Consider the following 5,097-nt stretch of genomic DNA (forward strand, 5'->3'; position numbering starts at 1 on the left):
CAATCACACGCCCCAGAGAACTTTAACCGGATCACCTTTTAAAATGGTTGAAAAATCTCACAGCAGTTCCAGCGCCTGCTTTCCGGTCATCCCGTTCGTGACGCCGCGGTTCATTGCCGAGCGGTTCGTCTCCTTGACGATCCCTTTTAAGAGGTCATCAATGGTTGCGATGGACGGACCCGAGGACGGTTTCACCTTTGCTGCCGGGTAGCTGAACGAATCGAGCGCTGCTACGTCAAACGCGCCGCATCCGACCATGCCCACGTCCGTCTTTACCGCGACCAGGTTTGCCGGGCCAAGAGGGATGACGATCCCCTCTGCGACTTTCCGGGAGAGTCTGACTTCAGTCTTCTGCATAGTCTCAACTGAAATGGTTGCTGTTCCGGGAGAAGAATCCTGTGGGACGGGATTTCGATATCTTTATTCTTCCACAGTACCACTCTCCGTAGCAGTATCGGGGGAGACGCCATGGATACGGACGTAAAGAGAGTGCTTGACGATGTCCGGGGAGGCCACCGGATGAACGCTGAGGAGGCGCTCCTGCTCTTTTCTGTACAAGACCGCGATGTCTGGGAGATCGCTTCTGCTGCCGATGAGATGCGTGAACAGCGGGCCGGCACTGCCATCACCTATGTCCGGAACCAGAACATCAATGTCACGAACCTCTGCGTGAACGCCTGCGGGTTCTGCGGGTACTCAAAGAAGCCCGGCGAGGAAGGGATCTACTTCCACGACAAGGCCGAGATCCAGAGGAGGGCCGCCCTTGCAACAGAGCGGGAGTGCACGGAGATCTGCACGGTGAGCGGCCTCCACCCGGACTTTTCCGCGCAGTCCTACACGGATGTGTACCGCTGGATCCACGAGGCAGCGCCGGGAGTCCACCTCCACGCGAGCAACCCGATGGAGGTAGCCTATGCTGCCAGGAAGAGCGGCATGAGTACCGTGGAGGTGCTCGAGGCGATGAAGGAGGCAGGCTTAAACTCGATGTGCGGGACAGCGGCGGAGATCCTGGTTGACGATGTCCGGCAGGTGATCTGCAAAGAAAAGATACCCACAAAGGAGTGGGTCCGGATTATCACCGAGGCCCACGGACTCGGGATCCCTTCCACGGCAACCATCATGTACGGCCACTGCGAGAGCGAGAAGGACCGGGTAGCCCATCTCGCAATCCTGCGCGACATCCAGGATGAGACGAACGGGTTTACCGAGTTTGTCCCGCTCTCGTTCATCCACATGAATACCCCGATTTACCGGCAGGGAACGGCCCGGGCCGGGGCAACGGGACGGGAAGACCACCTGATGGTTGCTGTCTCGCGGCTCTTCCTCGACAATTTCAAAAACATCCAGGTCTCGTGGGTGAAGGAAGGGATCAAGATGGCCCAGCTCGGCCTGATCGCCGGTGCAAACGACCTCGGCGGGACGGTCTTTGAAGAGAGCATCTCAAAGGGCGCCGGGGCAACCAACACCGATTACCTTGATCCAAAGGAGATGCAGCGGATTGCACAAGACATCGGCCGGCCGCTCCGCCGGAGAACCACGCTGTACAAGCTGGTCTGACAGGAACGGGAGACGGGCCGGGATGAGAAGACGGGACCGGGAGATTACGGACCAGGCAGAGATGGAGGCGATCCTTTCCGAAGCACAGGTCTGCCGGCTGGCCCTTTTGGATGGCAGTGCGCCGTATATTGTCCCGCTCTGTTTTGCCTACGCGGACAACACCCTCTGGATTCACTCGGCCCGCGAGGGAAAGAAGATCTCCCTCATCAGGAAGAACCCGCAGTGCTGCGTGGAGGTCGACCTCACTGGCGGGCCGGTACCGGATGACCGGCCCTGCGGCTGGGAGTTCCGGTACCGGAGTGTTATCTGCACCGGCACGGCCTGCATAGTTGAGGGCTACGGGGAGAAGAAAAAAGGACTCAGCCTGATCCTGCGGCACTATCGCGCCGGGGAATACGACATTGCGGAACCTGAACTCGACCGCGTCTGCGTTGTCCGGATCGATATTACCGGCATGACCGGGAAAAAGTACGGGTACTAGAAGGCCTGTCAGTCATGGCTGGGTTTTAAAAGCCGCACGATCTTGTCCCCGATCTTCTGCGCCCGCTTCATGGCCTTCTCATCTTTCAAGACATCGCCCTCGTGGTATCCCGTGCCCTTGACGCACCCGAGTGAAGCGAACTCGTGCGTGGAGAGGAAGGCCTCGATCGTCTGGATGGTCCGGACCGCTCCCTTGTTGGCATGGACGGCGACTGCCACTCCCTTCTTGCCCGAGAGCTTGCGGTCATGGTACAGGGAATAGGTACGGTCGATGAAGTTTTTGAGCTGGCCGCAGACATCGTAGTAATAGGTCGGCGACCCGATGACAAGGACATCGCACTTCAGCACCTTCTGCGCCACGTCGTCCCAGTCATCGTTCTCGATGACGCACCACTTCTTCTCCTTGCACTTCTCGCAGCCAAGGCAGGGCAGGATTTTCCTGCCGGCAAGGGAGACAAACTCGGTCCTGATGCCCCCCTCCTCGCACCGACCGAGGACTGCCCCGACCAGTTCCGCGGTATTCCCCTTCTTGCGCATGCTTCCCGAGATGCCCAGGACCTTTACTTCCCTCATATGATACCCTTACTGCCCTCCCGGTTCATGATAGTTGTGGTGACTGCAACGAGCCCGAGGTTATTGAAGGCGGAGATGATCTCGTCATGAGGATTTTTTTTGCGGGAGAAGAGATGGGAGGGGCAGCGGCAGTCGCTGCACCCAAAGGAGGGAACTGAGTCCTCCCCAAGCTCTTCTGCAAGCCTGCACTCAAGCCGGTCATCGGTCAGCGCGTGTACCGTATACCGGAGAGAAAAGCGGTCCGAGCAGGAGAGATAATCGATATGCCACTTCGGCCGCTTGTCCTTGGCCTGGGAGAGGATGACATGACGGGAAAGCCGGGCAAGCCCCCCGCTGCCGAGCGCTGAGCCGACATAGACGTGCCAGCCCCTCCGGAACGTAACGGGGCCGAGCGCCCCAATGCGTACGGTGCACGCGGGGTTTTTGAACACCAGACAGTAGATGCCCTTATCCATAACCGCTCTTCATCAGGCCGACCGCAGCGGCAATGCACCGGCTGCCGCCCTGCTCTGTGGGCTCCCCGTGCCCCGCATAGAGCCCTTCAACCTCCAGGGCTGCGAGGCGATCGAGCGACCGGGCAAGCTCGGTCCTGCTCCCGCCCGGGAAGTCGTACCGGCCGAAGTAGCCGTCGGCAAAGACGGTGTCCCCTGAGATCAGGACCCGGTCCTTTTCTGAATACAGGCAGATACAGCCGGGGGTGTGGCCCGGGGTGTGGATCACTTGGAAATCCCCGATGGTATCACCTTCAGCGAGCGTGATATCGGGAGCAATCCCCGGCGACCGGGCGCCAAAGTTCATCGAGAGGCTGTGGAGATCCTCGACAAGTCCCCGTGCATCGGCCTTATGGATGGCGATCTTCGCCTTACACATGTGCGCGATCTCCTTGACATGGGCGATGTGGTCGTAGTGGCAGTGGGTCAGGACGATGGTGTCGATCGCTTCCTTATACGGGGCTACCGCCATCGGCATCACGCCGGCATCAACGAGAATGTTGCCGATAACGTACGAGTTCGCAAAGATCGATTCGCCGGGTATCCACCTGACCTGCATGCACAATAATAAGGACTCACAGCAGATGTTTCTTATGGATTTGCTCATCCGCAGGTGCCGGAAAGGCCTCCCCCGTGAACTGGGGGCCGTGGCGAAAGCGGAAGGAATGGAGCCGGCAGCGCTCGCACGAGGTATTGCATCGGGCAGGATTGCGGTCCCGAAGAACCCGGCCCGGAAGCACAGGGCATGCGCCATTGGTGAGGGCTGCACGGTCAAAATCAATGTCAATATCGGTACCTCGGGCTCCCGGTGCGACCCGGCGCTCGAAATGAAGAAGGCGCAGGCGGCGCTCGACAATGGCGCCGATGCCTTAATGGACCTCTCTACGGGAGGCGACCTTGTCGCGATCCGGAAGAAGATCTTAAAACTCGATACAACGGTCGGTACGGTCCCGGTGTACGAAGCGGTGCGCCGGGCCGGCAATGCCGGCGATGTCACGACCGACCTTCTCTTCAAAGTTATCCGCGAGCACTGCAAGCAGGGCGTGGACTTCCTCACGCTCCACTGCGGTGTGAATCTCCAGGCGCTCGAAGCCCTGAAGGCTGACCCCCGGCTGATGGGCGTTGTCTCACGGGGCGGCTCGTTCCACTGCGCCATGATGATGCAGCGGGAGGAGGAGAACCCGCTCTTTTCCGAGTACGACTACCTCCTTGAAATCCTCGCCGAATACGACGTCACGGTCAGCCTCGGTGACGGCATGCGCCCCGGCTGCCTGCAGGACGCCGGGAAGCTGGCGAAATCCGTGGAGTACAACACCCTCGGCCTCCTCGCTCGGCGGGCACAGGACGCCGGTGTCCAGCGGATGATCGAGGGCCCGGGCCATATGCCTCTCGACCAGGTGGGCTACAATGTGCGGATGATCAAGGAGATCACGGACCATGCCCCGCTCTACCTGCTCGGCCCGCTCGTCACCGATATTGCGCCGGGCTACGATCACGTGGTGGCAGCCATCGGGGGTGCAACGGCATGCCTGAACGGCGCCGACTTCCTCTGCATGGTCTCGCCCAGCGAGCACCTCGCCCTCCCGGATGTCGATGATATCGTTGAGGGAACCCGTGTAGCGAAGATCGCGGCCCATGTCGGTGATACGGTCCGGAAGCACGAGGGGTGGCGGGACGAGCGTGAGGTGCGGATGGCAGATGCCCGGCACGCTCTCGACTGGGACGCCCAGTTCCGGCTTGCCCTGTACGGCGACCATGCGAAGGGTATCCACTGCCGCGACGGGGAGATGGAGACCTGCTCGATGTGCGGGGATCTCTGTGCTGTGAAGCTGGTGAACGAGCTGTTCGGGACCGGGGCAGGGAAATTAGCCGGGACACCGGCCCGGAAGAAGAAGGGGAACTGAGGGAGATCTCGCATTTTCCGGGGCCTGGCCGGGCAACGGGGGACGGGTCCCGCGCTGTGGCAATGACTAACGGACCGCGGTTTGTTGTTCAG

7 protein-coding genes are annotated in these 5,097 nt (G+C 60.4%); 3 read left to right on the forward strand and 4 right to left on the reverse strand.

Going from position 1 to position 5,097, the window contains the following annotated elements; genetic code table 11:
• Positions 1–57: 57 nt before the first annotated feature.
• Positions 58–357, reverse strand: coding sequence for a YunC family protein (locus CW742_RS06910; RefSeq protein ID WP_292418317.1), 300 nt, complete (start codon positions 355–357; stop codon positions 58–60).
• A 111-nt stretch (positions 358–468) separates the two neighbouring features.
• On the opposite strand from CW742_RS06910, the gene cofH reads away from it, so the two are divergent.
• Both cofH and CW742_RS06920 read left to right on the forward strand, forming a co-directional pair.
• Entirely contained in the window at positions 469–1,557 is a 1,089-nt protein-coding gene (gene cofH / locus CW742_RS06915; protein ID WP_292418320.1) for a 5-amino-6-(D-ribitylamino)uracil--L-tyrosine 4-hydroxyphenyl transferase CofH, read from the forward strand.
• A gap of 22 nt (positions 1,558–1,579) precedes the next feature.
• On the forward strand, positions 1,580–2,038 hold the full coding sequence (locus CW742_RS06920; protein ID WP_292418323.1) for a pyridoxamine 5'-phosphate oxidase family protein: 459 nt from the start codon (positions 1,580–1,582) through the stop codon (positions 2,036–2,038).
• Positions 2,039–2,046: 8 nt separating this feature from the next.
• Here the strand turns inward: CW742_RS06920 and CW742_RS06925 are convergent, their stop codons facing one another.
• The 3 genes from CW742_RS06925 to CW742_RS06935 are packed head-to-tail and all read right to left on the reverse strand — an operon-like array spanning position 2,047 to position 3,660.
• The gene (locus CW742_RS06925) at positions 2,047–2,610 is read right to left on the reverse strand and encodes a flavodoxin family protein (protein ID WP_292418326.1); all 564 of its coding nucleotides are present in this window, start codon (positions 2,608–2,610) and stop codon (positions 2,047–2,049) included.
• The gene (locus CW742_RS06930; protein ID WP_292418329.1) at positions 2,607–3,065 is read right to left on the reverse strand and encodes a DUF123 domain-containing protein; all 459 of its coding nucleotides are present in this window, start codon (positions 3,063–3,065) and stop codon (positions 2,607–2,609) included. The genes CW742_RS06925 and CW742_RS06930 overlap by 4 nt, the downstream gene beginning before the upstream one ends.
• Complete coding sequence (locus tag CW742_RS06935) at positions 3,058–3,660, reverse strand: MBL fold metallo-hydrolase (protein ID WP_292418332.1); 603 nt, start codon at positions 3,658–3,660, stop codon at positions 3,058–3,060. Before CW742_RS06935 ends, CW742_RS06930 begins: the two co-directional genes overlap by 8 nt.
• A gap of 25 nt (positions 3,661–3,685) precedes the next feature.
• Here CW742_RS06935 and thiC point away from each other — a divergent pair, with 25 nt between their 5' ends.
• The gene (gene thiC / locus CW742_RS06940; RefSeq protein WP_292418335.1) at positions 3,686–5,005 is read left to right on the forward strand and encodes a phosphomethylpyrimidine synthase ThiC; all 1,320 of its coding nucleotides are present in this window, start codon (positions 3,686–3,688) and stop codon (positions 5,003–5,005) included.
• Positions 5,006–5,097 lie beyond the last annotated feature (92 nt).

Origin of the sequence: Methanoregula sp. (assembly GCF_002835825.1) — an archaeon.
GTDB lineage: Archaea > Halobacteriota > Methanomicrobia > Methanomicrobiales > Methanospirillaceae > Methanoregula.